This window comes from Brevundimonas bacteroides DSM 4726 (assembly GCF_000701445.1).
Lineage (GTDB): Bacteria > Pseudomonadota > Alphaproteobacteria > Caulobacterales > Caulobacteraceae > Brevundimonas > Brevundimonas bacteroides.
In genome coordinates this window covers 266,548-282,155 of sequence record NZ_JNIX01000010.1, presented here as the reverse complement: position 1 = coordinate 282,155, position 15,608 = coordinate 266,548, and the positions used below count along the sequence as shown (strand labels likewise).

At 69.4% G+C, this 15,608-nt stretch carries 16 protein-coding genes; 4 read left to right on the top strand and 12 right to left on the bottom strand.

Going from position 1 to position 15,608, the window contains the following annotated elements; translation table 11 throughout:
- Window positions 1-19 precede the first annotated feature (19 nt).
- The 4 genes from Q333_RS0110940 to chpT all read right to left on the bottom strand — a co-directional run bounded on the left by Q333_RS0110940 (window position 20) and on the right by chpT (window position 3,989).
- The gene (locus Q333_RS0110940) at window positions 20-1,906 is read right to left on the bottom strand and encodes a M20/M25/M40 family metallo-hydrolase (RefSeq protein ID WP_029416936.1); all 1,887 of its coding nucleotides are present in this window, start codon (window positions 1,904-1,906) and stop codon (window positions 20-22) included.
- 93 nt (window positions 1,907-1,999) lie between these two features.
- Complete coding sequence (locus tag Q333_RS0110935) at window positions 2,000-2,815, bottom strand: CheR family methyltransferase (RefSeq protein ID WP_029416935.1); 816 nt, start codon at window positions 2,813-2,815, stop codon at window positions 2,000-2,002.
- A 31-nt stretch (window positions 2,816-2,846) separates the two neighbouring features.
- Window positions 2,847-3,218: a response regulator gene (locus Q333_RS0110930; RefSeq protein WP_029416934.1), complete on the bottom strand. Its 372-nt coding sequence runs from the start codon at window positions 3,216-3,218 to the stop codon at window positions 2,847-2,849.
- A gap of 90 nt (window positions 3,219-3,308) precedes the next feature.
- Complete coding sequence (gene chpT / locus Q333_RS0110925) at window positions 3,309-3,989, bottom strand: histidine phosphotransferase ChpT (protein WP_029416933.1); 681 nt, start codon at window positions 3,987-3,989, stop codon at window positions 3,309-3,311.
- 63 nt (window positions 3,990-4,052) lie between these two features.
- Here chpT and cysQ point away from each other — a divergent pair, with 63 nt between their 5' ends.
- Window positions 4,053-4,835, top strand: a complete 783-nt coding sequence (gene cysQ / locus Q333_RS0110920; protein WP_029416932.1) for a 3'(2'),5'-bisphosphate nucleotidase CysQ — start codon at window positions 4,053-4,055, stop codon at window positions 4,833-4,835.
- Here cysQ and Q333_RS0110915 read toward each other — a convergent pair.
- A complete protein-coding gene (locus tag Q333_RS0110915; protein WP_029416931.1) occupies window positions 4,832-6,082 on the bottom strand; it encodes a hypothetical protein in 1,251 nt (416 codons plus the stop codon). The two genes, cysQ and Q333_RS0110915, sit on opposite strands and share 4 nt — an antisense overlap.
- 151 nt (window positions 6,083-6,233) lie before the next feature.
- Here Q333_RS0110915 and Q333_RS0110910 point away from each other — a divergent pair, with 151 nt between their 5' ends.
- On the top strand, window positions 6,234-7,334 hold the full coding sequence (locus Q333_RS0110910) for an alkene reductase (RefSeq protein WP_029416930.1): 1,101 nt from the start codon (window positions 6,234-6,236) through the stop codon (window positions 7,332-7,334).
- Here the strand turns inward: Q333_RS0110910 and Q333_RS0110905 are convergent.
- The 3 genes from Q333_RS0110905 to Q333_RS0110895 form a co-directional block, all read right to left on the bottom strand.
- Window positions 7,331-8,023 (bottom strand): hypothetical protein, encoded by a 693-nt coding sequence (locus Q333_RS0110905; RefSeq protein WP_157072441.1) that lies wholly within the window; start codon window positions 8,021-8,023, stop codon window positions 7,331-7,333. The two genes, Q333_RS0110910 and Q333_RS0110905, sit on opposite strands and share 4 nt — an antisense overlap.
- A gap of 78 nt (window positions 8,024-8,101) precedes the next feature.
- Entirely contained in the window at window positions 8,102-9,733 is a 1,632-nt protein-coding gene (locus Q333_RS0110900) for a peptide chain release factor 3 (protein WP_029416927.1), read from the bottom strand.
- Window positions 9,734-9,779: 46 nt separating this feature from the next.
- Complete coding sequence (locus Q333_RS0110895) at window positions 9,780-11,390, bottom strand: tetratricopeptide repeat protein (protein ID WP_051651266.1); 1,611 nt, start codon at window positions 11,388-11,390, stop codon at window positions 9,780-9,782.
- Between the two features lie 158 nt (window positions 11,391-11,548).
- Here Q333_RS0110895 and Q333_RS0110890 point away from each other — a divergent pair, with 158 nt between their 5' ends.
- The gene (locus Q333_RS0110890; RefSeq protein ID WP_157072440.1) at window positions 11,549-11,710 is read left to right on the top strand and encodes a hypothetical protein; all 162 of its coding nucleotides are present in this window, start codon (window positions 11,549-11,551) and stop codon (window positions 11,708-11,710) included.
- Window positions 11,711-11,725: 15 nt separating this feature from the next.
- Here the strand turns inward: Q333_RS0110890 and Q333_RS0110885 are convergent, their stop codons facing one another.
- The 3 genes from Q333_RS0110885 to Q333_RS0110875 all read right to left on the bottom strand — a co-directional run bounded on the left by Q333_RS0110885 (window position 11,726) and on the right by Q333_RS0110875 (window position 13,074).
- Window positions 11,726-12,106, bottom strand: coding sequence for a hypothetical protein (locus Q333_RS0110885; protein ID WP_029416922.1), 381 nt, complete (start codon window positions 12,104-12,106; stop codon window positions 11,726-11,728).
- An 86-nt stretch (window positions 12,107-12,192) separates the two neighbouring features.
- Window positions 12,193-12,717, bottom strand: coding sequence for a YdeI/OmpD-associated family protein (locus Q333_RS17035; RefSeq protein WP_051651265.1), 525 nt, complete (start codon window positions 12,715-12,717; stop codon window positions 12,193-12,195).
- 27 nt (window positions 12,718-12,744) lie between these two features.
- Window positions 12,745-13,074: a DUF1491 family protein gene (locus Q333_RS0110875; RefSeq protein ID WP_029416919.1), complete on the bottom strand. Its 330-nt coding sequence runs from the start codon at window positions 13,072-13,074 to the stop codon at window positions 12,745-12,747.
- Between the two features lie 56 nt (window positions 13,075-13,130).
- Here Q333_RS0110875 and Q333_RS0110870 point away from each other — a divergent pair, with 56 nt between their 5' ends.
- Complete coding sequence (locus Q333_RS0110870) at window positions 13,131-14,000, top strand: hypothetical protein (RefSeq protein ID WP_029416917.1); 870 nt, start codon at window positions 13,131-13,133, stop codon at window positions 13,998-14,000.
- Here the strand turns inward: Q333_RS0110870 and Q333_RS0110865 are convergent.
- Window positions 13,997-15,499 (bottom strand): CoA-acylating methylmalonate-semialdehyde dehydrogenase, encoded by a 1,503-nt coding sequence (locus Q333_RS0110865; protein ID WP_029416915.1) that lies wholly within the window; start codon window positions 15,497-15,499, stop codon window positions 13,997-13,999. The two genes, Q333_RS0110870 and Q333_RS0110865, sit on opposite strands and share 4 nt — an antisense overlap.
- Window positions 15,500-15,608 lie beyond the last annotated feature (109 nt).

Genomic DNA, 15,608 nt, shown 5'->3' with positions numbered 1-15,608 from the left:
GGCGGAATTCGTTACTGGCTCAGGTCGGGCCGCCCTCGGCAGGGGGCGGCATGGGCTCGGCGAAGCGCGCCGTGGCGGACAGTCCGCAGGCGAGGATCAGACAGGCTGCAGCGGCGGCGGCATAGGTCGCTCTCGTATTCTCGGGCGCGAGCGGACGGGCGAACAGCAGGACCAGAAGCGCCATGAGGGCCAGCACGCCGGGGATGTCCATGCCAACGCCGAGGAACACCGGATGGGCGAGGGTGACCACCCAGGCCCCGCCGAGCCCCGTGACGACCGCTGCCGGGATCAAAGCGCGCGGGTCCGTCAGGCTGGCGGCGATCAGGGCGACGGCGGCGGCGGCGAGTGCGGCGATCAGGCCGGGCCAGACAAAGATCAGGGCGGCCTCTGGCGCGGCGCCCTGGGCGATGCAGCCAAGGAGGAAGATCAGGGCGATCAGGCCCAGCCAGGCGCCCCAGGTCGTTCGAGGCCAGGCCTGGCTCCACGCCGACAGGGCGATGGCGACGCCACCCGCGCCGATCAGGACGGGATCGAAGCCGCCGACGACCGTCGCGGCAACCACGGCGAGGAGGACGACCCCTGCCAGGACGCGCGGCCCGATCGCGGCTCGGCCCGCCAACGCCGCCAGCGTCACGGCGACGACGGCGAGCACGGTTGCCGTCTCCATCCACGGCAGGCGGCGCAGCAGGGTGTAGTAGGCCTCGGCCGACTCGGCCCGTCCAGCGGTGGGTCCGGCCAGTACGCGAACGCCGGCGGTCACGACCACGCCCATGACGACCAGCCACAGACCTGACAGCATGCCGCGGCCAATGTCTCGGGGATCAAGCCGGGTGGCGTGGCGCGCGCCCCAGGCGCCGAAGGCCAGGGCGGCGGCGGTGATTGCCAGCAGGCCCCAGCCTGTGGCCTTGTCGTGGACGATCAGGAACCGGCCCAGCACATCGCCATAGACGGCGTTGTCGCCCGCGATGGGCAGGGCGTCGGCCGACAGCAGGGCCTCGGTCGCCTCCAGCGCCTGGGAGCCGATGTGCTGGAGCGCGCCGACGTCAAGATTGTCCGGCGTGGCCTCCGGCGTGTGATAGAGCGCAGGCCGACCGATGAAGGCGAAGTTCAGCCCGGCGATCCCCCGGTTCTTGGGGATGGTGAAGTCGGTGCCGTTGGGCATGTTCTCATAGACGAAGATCGACAGGGCGTTGGACGTCACGCCCCCGTCGGCGCGGCTCGCGATGCCGGCGAACAGGTCGATGGTCTCGGCGTTGCCCCGGCCCGTCTCGAACATCATGGCCCGGCCGCCGCCGCCGCGCGCTTCCAGGTTCACCACCGCGCCAACGCGGTCGCGCAAGGGATGCTCCGAAAAGAAGATGCGCGCTCCGTCGAGGTTCAGCTCTTCCGCGTCGGTGATGAGCACCACCAGCGTCCGGTCGAAGGTGCCTCTCGCCCTCAAGGCCCTCACGGACTCCAGAATGGCCGCGACGCCCGCCGCGTCGTCGGCGGCGCCGGGCGAGCCCCAGGCGCTGTCGTAGTGGGCCATCATGACGACGGCGGCGGCGTCCGGATCGCGGCCCGGCAGGACACCCACGATATTGACCGCCTGATTGCCCACAGCGGCCGGGTCGCCGCCCCATCGCGCCAGCCGGGCCACGGCATCCGGCGACATGGCTCCGGCCTGGAGCGCGGGATTCAGACCGAGCGCGGCCATTCGTTCAAGGAGGTAGGCCTGGACCCGGGCATGGTCGGCCGATCCGACGGGATGAGGCCGGGCGGCGATGGCGCGAACGTCTGTCATGGCCCGCTCGGCGGAGAAGGCGACGGCCGGGGAAGTGGTCGGGCGGGGCGAAGGAACCTGCAGCGCCCAGACGCCGATGATCAGTGCCAGGGCGAGCGAGCCGAGGAAGAGAGCCCAGCGCATGAGGTGTTCCTCCGTGACCTTGGGGATGAGCTTAGGCGGAGCGCGGGCGGGGTGTCGATGTTGGAACCCTCTCCCTGTGGGAGAGGGAAGCGATCAGGCCGCCCGGCTGAGCGCTGCGGGGGCTTTCACGTACAGGCCCTGGCGTCCGCCCACGGGCCTGAAGGCGACGGTGTCCCCGTCAATCCGCTCCTCGGCGCCGAGGATCAGGACGCCGTCGTCGGCGAGCCTGCGTTCCAGATGATCCACCACGCGTCCGCGCTGGGCGTGTTCCATTTCGGACAGGACATTCCGGCACAGGATCACGTCGAAACGCGCTCCGTCGGCGGGGGCGTCGAGCAGGTTGTGGCGGGCGAAACGGATGGCGTCCTTCAGCCGCGGCACGGCGGTCCAGGCATCCTCGGCGGGCTGGAACCAGTCCAACATGACGCGGGCCGACAGGCCGCGCTGAATCTCAAACGCGCTGAACAGGCCCGAGCGGGCCTTGTCGATGGCGCGTTGTGACAGGTCGGTGGCCACGATGTCGGCGGCCACGCGCGCCTCCTGCGCCCCTATGGCGAGCGAATAGGCCTCCTGACCCGTCGAGCATCCCGCGGACCACAGTGTGACACGGCCGCCGGGGCGGACCCGGCTAATGGCAGGCAGCAATTCGCGCGAGATGGTATCGAACACGGCGCGATCGCGCCGGAACCAGGTCTCAGGGTTCAGCAGGGCCTCGATCACCGCCCAGCCCAGGCTCGCCACCGGCTTGACCCACAGGGATTGCAGGAGCGCATCGACGCTGTCGAAACCTTCGCGTCGCGCCACCGGCCCCAACCGGTGCTCGGCCAAATGCAGGCGGTCGCGGCCCAGCCGATAGCCGGCCCGCGAGGCGAGCAGCGCCTGGAGACGATCGAAGTCGTCTTCCGTCATGGCTGAACTACGGGCGCGGGCATGATCGGCTTCAGACGGCTCCGACTTCGGCCAGCTTGGAGTGCAGGATCTCGCCGTCGAACGGCTTCATGACGTAGTCATCCGCACCTGCGCCCAGGGCCTCGGCGATACGTTCGGGGGCGGTTTCGATGGTGCAGAACAGGACCTTGGGCCGGCCGCCGCCCGGCATCTCGCGCAGACGGCGAATGAAGGTCAGGCCGTCCATCACGGGCATGTTCCAGTCCAGCAGCACCACGTCAGGCAGGGGGCCGGTGCAGTGCGACAGGGCCTCTGCACCGTCGGCGGCCTCATCGACCTCGAAGCCCAGGCCCTCGACAATGCGGCGCGCGACCTTGCGGATGATCCGGCTGTCGTCGACGATCAGGCAGGTGCGCGTGTCCACGGGGTGGTCGTCTCCCAGCGGCCGGACCGAACGCGCCGCTTCGTCCGGCACTATCGAGCGGCCCGGTTAACGAGCCGTTGGTATCTCGGGTTAAGCGGGCAGATCGGCGGTCATCACGACCCGACCTTCCACAGCTTCGACGTGCAGGGCGCCGCCAGCCTGATCGACGGTCAGCCACAGCCAGTAGGGCTGAATCCACTGGCCCGCGAGCCCCTCGGTCAGGCGTTGGCCCGCCAGTCCGGTCGCCGCCTCAGCCTTCAGACGCGCCCGCGCGCCCTCGGCGCGGCCTTCCAGCCTCAGCCGACCGCCGTCGTGGGTCGCCGAGACCACGGCTTCCCCGCCCATCGGCAGGGCGGCGGCTGTCAGGTAGGCGAGGTTCACCAGCGCCCGCGCCTGGGGCTTGCCGAAGTCGGCGACGTCGATGTGCCAGGCGATCGTCGCCCGCCCGCCGGCGGTGACCCCCTCGACCAGGCCCTTGAGCTCGTCGGCCGTGAACCGCTCCGCGGTCGTCGCTGCCCCGAAGGCGACGCGGCAGAACTGGACCAAGGCGACCATCTTGCGCGCCGAATCGGTGATCAGGCCGATGGCGTCGTCGTGCATGTCCTGCGCGGTTGGATCGGCGAGCAGATCGAGGCCGGACATGATGGCACCGGACGGGCTGATGAAATCGTGGCACAGCTTGGCGGCGATCAGGGTCGCAAGCTCGGGGCCATCCAGATGCGCGGGCAAGGTCAGGTCGTCGGTCGGAGCGGCGAGGGCAACGTCGGTCATGGCGCGAAGCTGGGGTGATTTGCCCGTTCGCGAAACCGCCTGCGATGGTCTATCCCCGCCGAAATGAAGACCTCCCTCGACGCGGACCTGACCTCCGGCGCGCTCCATGACCACCTGGCCGAGATTGCCGAGGCTGCGGCGGCCGTCATCCTTCCGTACTGGCGCACGGGCGCAGCGGTCTTCGCCAAGGCGGACGACAGCCCCGTGACCCTGGCGGACCAGGAGGCCGAAGCGCTGATCCTGGAGCGGCTTTTGGCGCTCTATCCCGACGTCCCCGCGGTCGCAGAGGAGCAGGCGGAGGCGCACGGCCGTCCCACCGAGGCGGCGCGTCGGTTCTGGCTGATCGACCCGCTGGACGGCACCAAGGGCTTCGTCGCGGGCAAGGAGAGCTTCACCGTCAACATCGCCCTGATCGAGGACGGGCGTCCCGTCGCGGGTGTGGTCACGGCCCCGGCGAGCGCGGTGACGTGGCGAACGGCGGCGGGAGGAGGAGCCGAGATGCGCCGCTTCGGCGAGCCGTGGCGAACGATCAAGGTGCGCAACAGGCCCCAGGAGGGGATCGCCCTGCTGAGTCATAGCGTGACGGATGAGGAGGCCGCCCGCCTCGCCGCGCGCCACGGCTGCACCCAGTGGCAAGGCACGGACTCGTCGCTGAAGTTCTGCCTGATCGCCGAGGGCCGCTTCGACGCCTATCCGAGGACGGGTCCGACGTCCGAGTGGGACACGGCGGCCGGGCAGGCGGTGCTGGAGGCGGCGGGCGGTCGCGTGCTGGCACCGGACGGCGAACTGCTGCGCTACGGCAAGCCAGGCTTCCTCAACGGGCCGTTCGTGGCGATGGGGGGCTAGGCCCGCACGGACAAGCTGACCAGCAAGCCCCGCGCCCGGTCCGCCAGCACCGGGGCGCCGTGGTCCACCGCCGCCTCCACCGCTTCCGACAGGACGAAGGCGGCCAGGTCGGGCTCGGACCCCATCAGTTCGGCGCGGGCGATCATCAGGCGGGCCATGGCGATCTGGTCGGCGGCCCAGTCGACCGCGCCCGGCCGCCCGACGCGCTCGGCCAGACGGCGGCGCACGCGGGTCTCGATGCGGGTCAGGGCCATGACGTCGCCGTTGGCGGCCGCCAGCGTGATCTCGCGCTGGATCAGCAGGTCGAGCGCGAGCGCACCCAGCACCGTGCCGTGGCCGCTGGTCAACGCTTCGGCCTGCATCAGGGCCTCGACGGGGGTGTCCGGATCGACCGCGCGGGCGACCTGGACGGCGGCCCAGTCCATCGGGCTGTGGTCCGGGAAGAACTGATCCGCCGCCGCGTCGAAAAGGGCGTGGCCGGTCGCGGTGGCCTCCGCGTCGCCCGCCATGGCCGCCAGCGCTGACAGACCCGCGCCACACAGGGCCAAGGCGCGGGCGCGGGTCAGGGGCCGGGCGTCCGGGTCGCTGGCGGCGACCAGGGCCTGAAGATCGCGTCCGGCCTGATCGAGCATCCGCGCGTCGCGTTGCAGGATGCCGGCTTCCAGCGCCAGCGCCGCCCCGTCCAGCCGCAGCTCGTCGGCCTCCGTCGCATTGTGCTTGATGAGCGCATGCAGCGCCGCGTCCATCAGGGCGGCGGCGTCCAAACGGTCGGCGGTTGTCCCGCTAAGGCGCGCTTGTCGCGTGCGGATTCGGGCGTGGACCGCGGCGCTGAGCGCAAGCGTCGCCAGCCGCTTTGGCTGGGTGGCTCGGGCGACGTGGGTCGCCTCCTCCAGTGCGGCCCGGTCGCCGTACAGATCGAACGCCGTCAGCCACGCAAGCGCCGCCGCCAGACCGGCCCGGGCCTGATCGTCGGTCTGCGTCGCCGCCTTCAGCGCGTCGGCGGCGGTGGCCAGGGCCTTGTCCAGGCTCTCGCGGCGACCGGTGCGCCGCGCGTGCTCACGCCACAGGGCCGAGGCGCGGGTCCAGGTGCGCGATGGCGTCTTGCAGGACACTCGACCGCCGTCTGTCGTCAGCGCCTTGGCCTCCACCGCCAGCAGGTCGGCGCCGATCAGCTCCAGCCAGCCGAGGTCGTCGCTGTCGCGCGCCTCGCCGAACAGCTTTCTCAGGTCTCGACCGAACTCGAACATGGCCACGTCAAACGCTCCGCGTCCCGCTTCGGGACCGTCTCACTGATGTTCCTCCGCGTCTAGCAAGGCCGTTGCCGCGGCGGAGGTTCCGGGGTTGCGGGGCTGTGGACGGGCACCTACCTGAGCGGCTCCGCAACAGAAGGTGTTTCCTATGACCTCTCCGCTCTTCGACCCCATCGAGCTCGGCGCGCTGAAACTGAAGAACCGGATCGTCATGGCGCCCCTGACCCGCAGCCGCGCGGTCGAGGGCGAGGTGCCCAATCCGCTCGCGCCCGAATACTACGGCCAGCGGGCCTCGGTCGGCCTGATCATCTCCGAGGCCACCCAGATCAGCCGCTCGGGCCAGGGCTATCCCAACACGCCGGGCATCTTCACCGACGCCCAGGTCGAAGGCTGGAAGCGCGTGACCGATGCTGTCCATGCCAGGGGCGGCCTGATCGTCGCCCAGCTGTGGCATGTCGGACGGGTGTCGATCGCAGCCTATCAGCCTGACGGCCGCCCCGCCGTTGCCCCCTCCGCCATCGCCGCCGAGGGCAAGGCGATGAAGGAGGACTTCACGATGGTTCCCTTCGAGACGCCGCGCGCGCTCACGCTGGACGAGATCCAGGGCGTCATCGCCGACTACGCCCACGCCGCCGAAATGGCGAAGAAGGCCGGCTTCGACGGCGTCGAGGTGCACGGCGCCAACGGCTATCTGATCGACCAATTCCTGAAGGACGGCTCCAACCAGCGCGAGGACCGCTATGGCGGCTCGGTGGAAAACCGGCTGCGCTTCATGCTGGAGGTGGTGTCGGCGGTCGTGGCCGTCTGGGGCGCCGACCGCGTGGGCATCCGCCTGTCGCCGTCGAACGGTGCGAACGGCACGATGGACAGCGATCCGGCCTCGGTCTTCGTGCCTGCGGCCAAGGCGCTCAGGCCCTTTGGGCTGGCCTATCTGCATCTGATCGAGGGTGAGCCCGGCACGCCCATGTCGATCAAGGGCGACGCCCCGCCGCTCGCCGCCCGCATTCGCGAGGCCTTCGCGGGTCCGCTGATGCTGAACGGCGGCCTGACCCGAGAGCTGGCAGAGAAGGCCATGTCGGAAGGCCGCGCCGATCTGGTCAGCGTCGGCGTGCCGGTCCTGGCCAACCCAGATCTCGTCGAGCGGTGGAAGCGGAATGGGCCGCTCAATGCGCCCGACAAGGCCACCTTCTACGGCGGCGGAGCCAAGGGCTACACCGACTATCCGACGCTGGAGACGGTCGAGGCCTAGAGGCTGTCGGACGCGAAGCGGGCGTTCTCCGGAACGTCCTCCGTCTCGCAGAAGCGCCAGCGGTCCTGTTCGACGCTGTTGTCGATCTGAAGGCGGGCGGTGCGTTGCAGCACGCCCGTCTCGACCATCTCATAGTCGACGACGTACGCCCCGGCGTCGCCGCCCAGCTCGGTCTGGCACTGTTGGCGTTCGCGCCAGCTATTGGGGCCGGTCTGCAGGAACTGCCCCGGTGTGCAGCCGCCGAAGTCGATGGTGAAGGCCGTGGGCGTCAGGAAGGCCAGATTGCCCTCGCCGGGCCACACCTGATCGCAGTCCATCTCGCCTCGCACATAGTAGCCGAGCGCCACCGGGATGGGCGCGGGCGCGGTCTCTCCTTCGGCGAGGACCACGGCGGGCGTGTCATTGGTCCCGGCGTCGTACTCGATCGAACCCAGCAGGGCTTCCAGCGTGCGGTCGGGGTCTGCGGCCGGCGCGGGCGTTGCAGGACGGGACCGGAAGGGACGGTCAGGCCAGCTGAGAATCTCTCCCTCGGGCGTGACCTGGCGTTGCAGCGTCGAGGTCGCCGGCCCGCCGTTCAGAGCCTGGGTCGCGGCGCGGGCGCGGGCCTGGGCCTCGGTCTGCTGGGCGGAAGCGCCCCCGGCCAGCATCAGGGCGACGGCTGAGGCCGCGAGCAGGAGAGGGATGCGCATCGGTCCGGTCATGACGCTCCTTCAATCAGAGTTCGGCGTCAGAACGATGGCAGGGGCGTCCGGGTTCAGCCCTGCGGCCTATCCCCGCTCCCGCGTCTTGGTGAAGGCCACCTTGGGATAGCGTTCCATGACGTAGCCCGTCTCCCAGCTCGACTTGGCCAGGAAGACCGGGGCCTGGTCGATGTCGCGGGCCATCTGGCCGCGATACTTGCCCATGAAGTCCTCCAGATCGGCGGCCGTCCCGTCGATCCAGCGGGCCTCGGCGTAAGGAGACGGCTCGAAGATCACCTCCAGCCCGTATTCCTCGTCCAGCCGGTCGGCCATGACCTCGAACTGCAGCTGGCCCACCGCGCCGACGATGAAGTCCGCGCCGATCTCGGGGCGGAATAGCTGTGTGACGCCTTCCTCGGCCAGGCCTTCCAGCGCCTTCTTCAGATGCTTGGCCTTGAGCGGATCCTTGACCCGCACGCGCTGCAGGATCTCGGGCGCGAAGTTGGGCAGGCCGGCGAAGCGGATCAGCCCGCTCTCCGACAGGCTGTCGCCGACGCGTAGCACGCCGTGGTTGGGAATGCCGATCACGTCGCCGGCATAGGCGTCTTCGGCCAGCTCGCGGTCGCTGGCGAAGAACATGATCGGCGCATTCACCGACAGGGACTTGCCGGTGTTCTGGACCTTCAGTTTCATGCCGCGTTTGAAGGATCCACTCGCCATGCGGAACATGGCGATGCGGTCGCGGTGGTTGGGGTCCATGTTGGCCTGGACCTTGAAGACGAAGCCGGTGACCTCGTTCGTGCCCGGCTCCACCGCCATGTCGACGGGCTCGGGCGCGTTGCGGGTCTCGGGCGGGGCGGCTTTCTGGGCCTTCAGCACTTTGGGCGGCGGGGCCCATTCGCCGATGGCCTGGAGCAGCTGATCGATGCCGAAGTGGCGCAGCGCCGAGCCCCACAGCACCGGCGTCATGTGGCCTTCCAGGAAGCTCTGGCGGTTGAAGGCCGGATAGCCGCCCTCCACCAGCTCCAGCGCCTCGGTCAGGGCTTCCTGCTCGCCGGCTTCGAAGAACCGCGCGGCGTCGGACAGGGGCAGGGGATCGCCGTGCTCGGGGTCTTCGTCGGAGCCCGCAGGCTTCTTCACATAAGGCTGGAAGCGGCCGGTGCCGATCTCGACCATGCCGCGCAGACGATTGCCGCTCTCGGCCGGCCACCAGATGGGGGCGGGGTCCAGTTGCAGCCGTGACGCGATGTCGTCCAGCAGGGCCATCGGGTCCTGGGCCTCGCGGTCCAGTTTGTTGATGAAGGTGATGATCGGAATGTCGCGCAGGCGGCACACCTCGAACAGCTTCAGCGTCTGCGGCTCGATGCCCTTGGCCGCGTCCAGCACCATGATGGCGCAGTCGGCGGCCGTGAGCGTCCGATAGGTGTCTTCCGAGAAGTCCTCGTGGCCCGGCGTGTCCAAGAGGTTGAACATCTTGCCGTCGTGCTCGAACGTCATGACCGAGGCGGACACGGAGATGCCGCGCTCCTTCTCGATCTTCATCCAGTCCGATCGCGTGCGCCGGTTCTCGCCGCGCGCCCGCACGGCCCCGGCCGCGCGGATGGCCCCGCCGGACAGCAGGATATGCTCGGTCAGAGTGGTCTTGCCCGCGTCGGGGTGGGCGATGATGGCGAAGGTGCGTCGACGCGCAGCTTCCTCGGCGAGGGTCAGTTTCGACATGGCTTATCCGGTGGGCGGCGCGAGGTAGCGCGCGCGGCGTGGAAAGTCACGCGGGCGGGGGGAAGGACTCTTCGGATTGCGGCTCCTCCGGCTCGGCGTCCGGCTCGGGGTTTGGCGTGTCACCCTCCGCCCCTTCGCCAGGCTCGGGCGTGTCGGGCGTTTCGCGCGACTGACGGTCGCCTGCAGCGTCGATCTCTTCCTGGGAAAGCGGGGCCTGACCGTTCTCGGCTCGCGTGAGGAGGTCTTGTGCTGCCTCGGCGGCCGGACCGCCGTGCGGCGCGTTGGCCAGCGCCGGCAGGATCGCAGCCGCTTCCTCGGGCCGGTTCGCCTGCATGAGGGCGCGGGCGAACCCGAGCCGTGTGTTGGCCAGCTGGGGGGCCAAGTCAAAGGCCGTCTGCCACGTGATCAGGTCGTTCTCGGTCGGATAGCCGGGCGCGCCCTCCCTCGCCTGCCCCAGCAGCATGAGGGTGTGATAGTTCTCGGGATCAGCTTGATAGGCGCGGCCCAGAAGCCGGATCGCCTGATTGAGCTGGGTCGCACGACCGTCGGAGCTTTCCCGCGCCAGGCGCAGATGATGGGTCGCCATTAGCTGTAGCGCTTCGACATGGTTGGGCTGCAGCTCTAGCAGCCGGGTCAGTGACGCCACGCCCGCCTCTGGATCGCCGAAATGCAGTTCTGCGTGGCCAAGCGCCAGCAGGGCCAACGGGTCGTCGCCGTGGCGCGCAGCCCGGCGACGAACTTCGGTCACGACACCCGCGCGGTCGGCCTCGGGCGTGGCGATCTTCAGGCGCTGGTTAATCAGCAGCAGATCGTCGGCCGCCGGGCTCAGGCGGGTCACCGTGATCTCAGGTTCCGGGAAGTCGCGGCTCAACTCACGCTTTAGCACGCGGCCGGAGAAATACCGCGTCAACTCGCGTCGAATCTGATCGGGTGTCAGGCTGGTGGCTCCCTGCATGGCCTCGACGGACGGCGTCCCCCGGCCGACATCGTCGACATAGGCCTGCAACTGGCGGCTGCGTTCCGGATCACTCAGGAACCAGTGGGTCATCAGCCAGTCGACGGGATAGTAGGTGTAGCGGTCTCCGCCTCGCACTTGGTCGCCCCGCAGGGTCAGCAGCTCCTCGATGGGTAACCAGTCGCCCCGAGACAGCTGGGCGACCCGGCCCAGATTGAAAGCTCCGAAGGTGACCGCACCGTCCTCGATTTCTGTGGCGGCGTAGTACTCGGCGAAACCCTCCACCAGCCAGGCTGGATAGGCCGCAGTGAAGTTCTGCAGCATGAAGTGATGCACGTATTCGTGCCGTAGGATGTCTTCGTCGATGTTGCGGATCGCGACAGCGAAGATGTCCTCGGACGTGGCAATGTAGACGCCACCGACGTTGCGCTGGAGGTACGGATGGATCTGTCCCACAGCCTGACGTCCGCCGACCAGATAGATCGGCAGTTTGCGAATTGGACCGTCCTCGACAGGCAGTACGGTGCGCAACGCTGTGTCGAATATCTCCAGGTTTCTCACGTATTCCCGGAGCGCGCCCTCGCGTCCGTCCGAGTAGACGATGAAGTTGCGGCTCTCCGCCCGCCGCCACTCCGCCAGGGCGGGTCCAGCTGAGCCAATCAGAACAATGGCGGCGAGGACGAGGCTCGACAGGCGACGCATGGTGCAACTCTCACGGGCGAACTGGCGTCACCTGATCACAGAGGGTTGTGACAGGCTTGTGTCAAAGCCCCTCGCCAAACAGGGTCTTTGGAGTCATGCTCCTCGTGCGAGACGCTTCGGACACGCATCTGGGCGCCGCAGGGAAGAAGGAAACGACCATGGCTTCGCTGCATCCGGCGGACCGCGTTTCGAGCGCCCGGCATCAAGACCGGACGACGTCGGAAGACGGTCCCCACCCCTCGATCTGTGTCATCACCGGGTTCGCGGTCATCGCCGCGGCCGGCGTGGCGGTGCATCTGCTGTTCCGCCTGATCTTCTAGGCGGCGAAGGGCAGCCTAGGCCGCCATGCGGCCCCAGACGGCGCGGTCGGCGCTGACGGCGTCGAGCAGGCCCTTCTTTGCGCGCGTCATCAACTGGCGCAGCACCGCCGTCGGCAGGGCGCAGAACTGGGGCTCGACCAGGGCCGGATCGCAGTCGGTCTCGGGCGCGGCGAACAGGGCGGCGTTCACGTCCGGGCTGCGGTCGTGGATCAGCCAGGCCAGGCGGCGCGCGCGCTCCGGGTCGTTCCGGTGCAGCATCGGGTCCTCGGCGAACAGCTCGCAGCCCAGCTCCATCAGATAGTCGAAGCCCAGCTTCTCGAACCGGCGCGCGTCGGCGGCCGTGACCGGGCAGGCCTCGTCCAGGTCGAACACGACGTCGTTCATGAGAAACAGCATGAAGGGCACTCGCCTGACGCCGACGCTTCTCGCCGACACCGCTGACCCTACGCCGAGGTGGTTTTCGGTTCCGTTCCCGAACGTCCTTAAGGATTTGCGACCGGGTCTGGCACGACCAGCCGCAACCGCGACAGCGTCGGCTCGTCGCGTCCGGCGAGCGCGTTGAGGATTTCCGTGACCCGTTTGGCGATGGTGTTTGGCCCCTTGGCCGAGCCCACGCGATGGGCCAGCGCCCGCTGCTTGCCGATCGTCTGCATCTCGAACGCGGCCCGCGCCTGAGGGTCGGCGTCCAGCGCCCGCTCCAGCGCCTCGGGCAGAGCCAGGTCGTCGGGCGGGGCCAGGCGGAAGCGCACCTCCACCTCGTCACCGACGCCCTTGCCCGCCGCCTTGAGCAGCGGCTTGCCCAGCATCAGGTACCAGCGGCCCCGGCTCGGCTGCCACGCGCCCTCGATCGGCACATCAGCCACCTCGCCTGCGATGCGCAGGCGCGGCTGGTCGTTGAAAGGCAGCTCGGCGGCGATGTCCTCGTTCAGCCAGACAACGGTGTAGCGATAGGTCCCCAGATCGTGGTGCGCGATCCGGGTCTCAAAGCCGTAGGGAAAGAAGTCCATGCGCCGCCTCCCGCCAGCCTCTGTGGCTCAGTCGGGAGCCACGGTCTCCGTGATGAAATGCCGCCCCTGCCGGTCCTCGACCTCCACCACCCAGATGTCGGGATCGTATCCACGCTGGCGCTCGATATAGGCGTCCAGTTCGCTCTCCGCGCCCGTCACCGGCTGGATCCACAACCGGTCGCCGTCCGGCCCGAAGGCCTCGGTGAACAGCCGGGCCTGCCGCGTCGAGGTGTCATAGGCCTTGACGATCACGGTCCCCGCGCGCGCGTCGCCCCGGCGCACGACGGTTGCATTGGCGCCTTCGATTTGGGCGCGGCGGATCAGGGCGGAGACCCACAGGTCCGAGTTCAGAAGCAAATCGCTAACCCTGATCGCAAACGGGACCGCAAGGCCGGCGGGCCTAGGGTCGGAGCATGAGGATAGGCCAAATCCGCCAGATCGCCATCGCGGCCGTGCTCGCTGCGTCGAGCGCGCTGGCGCCCGCCGTCGGCTGGGCCGTGACCGGAACCTACTACGATCGCGCCTTCGTTCTGGCGGCGCATGAGAAGTGCCGCCTGTTCGCCGCCCCGGTCGCCGGCGCCCTGTCGGCGGCGACGCTCCAGGCCCATGGCGCGGCCCTGCGATCCGGTGCCACCGAGGCCGATCTGACGGCCACCGCACGCCGGGCGCGAGCGCGCGCGGCCGAGGTGTCCTGCCGCAATCCGGAGCTCGTCGTCGTCCGCGACCGGGTGACCGACGCCTTCCAGGGCTGGGCCCGCACGCCGCGCATGAGTTTTCCCGGCACCCGCGCCGAATGGAGCGCCAATCGCCTTCGCTCTGCCGAGCCGCGCTGGCGGCTGATGCAGGCGTCGATGACCGGGGCGTCGCCGGTGACCTTTGGTCTGGTGGCGGACGCCGAGGGACGCGAAGCCCTGTCGGCCGTGGTGTCGTTCGTCGGACGGCCCCGGCCCTATGCCGCCCGCATCGTCATGCGCGATCCGTCGCTGGCTGCCCGCCCCTGGCTGACGCCCGCCGGGATCGGGACCCTGCCGCCCGAGGCCCAGCGTCGCACGGTCTGGTCGGCGGGGACCAAGGCGGCGGACACCTCCGTCCTGGTCGAAGGCCGCACCCAGGGCGAAGCCTGGCGCTTCCCCGACGCGGGAGCCGAGGCCCTCGCCGCGCTCGACCCGCGCGAGCCCTTCCTGATCCAGTTCCTGTTCCGCGACGGCAGCGTCGCCACGGCCCGCTTCGAGGCCGGGGACTTCGCGGCGGCGCGGGCCTTTGTCGCCTTGGGAACGATCTAGCGCATCGTTGGAATGACGAAGCTGGAGTCAGCGTGTTCCAGCTCGCTGTCCGGCCAGCGGGCGGTCACCGTCTTGACCTTGGTGAAGAACTTCACGCCTTCCATGCCGTGCTGGTTGGTGTCGCCGAAGGCCGAGCGCTTCCAGCCGCCGAAGGTGTGATAGGCGACCGGCACCGGGATCGGCACATTGATCCCCACCATGCCGACATTGACCCGGGCGGCGAAGTCGCGCGCCGCCCGCCCGTTCTGGGTGAAGATGGCCACCCCGTTGCCGTACTGATGCTTGCTGGGCAGGGCCAACGCCTCCTCGAAGCTGTTCGCCCGCACGATCTGCAGCACCGGCCCGAAGATCTCCTCCTTGTAGGAGGCCATGTCCGGCGTGACATGGTCGAACAGCGACGGGCCGACGAAGTAGCCGTTCTCGTGGCCCTGCAACGAGAAGCCCCGGCCGTCGACGACCAGTTCGGCGCCGTCCCTGACGCCCTGGTCGATCCAGCCCTCGACGCGGGCCTTGTGCTGGGCGGTGACGACCGGACCATAGTGGGCGCCGGCGTCGGTCGAGACGCCGACCCGCAGCGTGGCGATCTCGGCGACCATGCGCTCGCGCAGCTCGTCCGCCGTCTTCTGACCGACCGGCACGACGACCGGCAGGGCCATGCAACGTTCGCCCGCCGAGCCGAAGGCGGCGCCCGACAGGTCCTTGATCACCTGGTCCATGTCGGCGTCGGGCAGGACGATGCCGTGGTTCTTGGCCCCGCCCATGGCCTGGACACGCTTATTGTTGGCCGCCCCCATCTGGTAGACGTAGTGGGCGATGTCGGACGAGCCGACGAAGCTGACCGCGTGGATCAGCGGGTGGGTCAGGATGGCGTCGACCGCCGCCTTGTCGCCGTGGACGACGTTCAGCACGCCTGCGGGCGCGCCGGCCTCCATCAACAGCTCGGCCAGACGCACCGGCACCGACGGATCGCGCTCGGACGGCTTCAGCACGAAGGTGTTGCCGACCGCGATGGCTACCCCGAACATCCACATCGGGATCATGGCCGGGAAGTTGAACGGGGTGATGCCCGACACGACGCCCAGCGGCTGGCGCATCGAATAGACGTCGATGCCGGGGCCGGCCCCTTGGGTGTACTCGCCCTTCAGGGCGTGGGGGATGCCGCAGGCGAACTCGATGACCTCCAGCCCGCGCTGGATGTCGCCCTTGGCGTCGGCGATGACCTTGCCGTGCTCGGACGACAGCATCTCGGCCAGCTCGTTCATGTTCGCCTCGACCAGGCGCTTGAACTCGAACATGACCCGCGCGCGGCGCTGGGGGTTGGTCGAGGACCAGCCCTCGAAAGCGGCCTGGGCGGCCTGGACCGCGCGATCGACCTCGCCCTCGGTCGCCAGCTGCACGCGCGCCTGCACCTCGCCCGTGTTGGGGTTGAATACGTCGCCGAAACGGCCGGACGCGCCGGTGAACGACGCGCCGTCGATGAAGTGGGCGATGTTACGCATGGGCAGGCTTCCTGGAGTTTCCATCTTTGGCGCGGGGTTTAGCGTGGTGGGCTGGGTGTGTCTCCTCCCTGTCGGCGAAGCCGATGGGGAGGTGGCTCGGAGCGAAGCG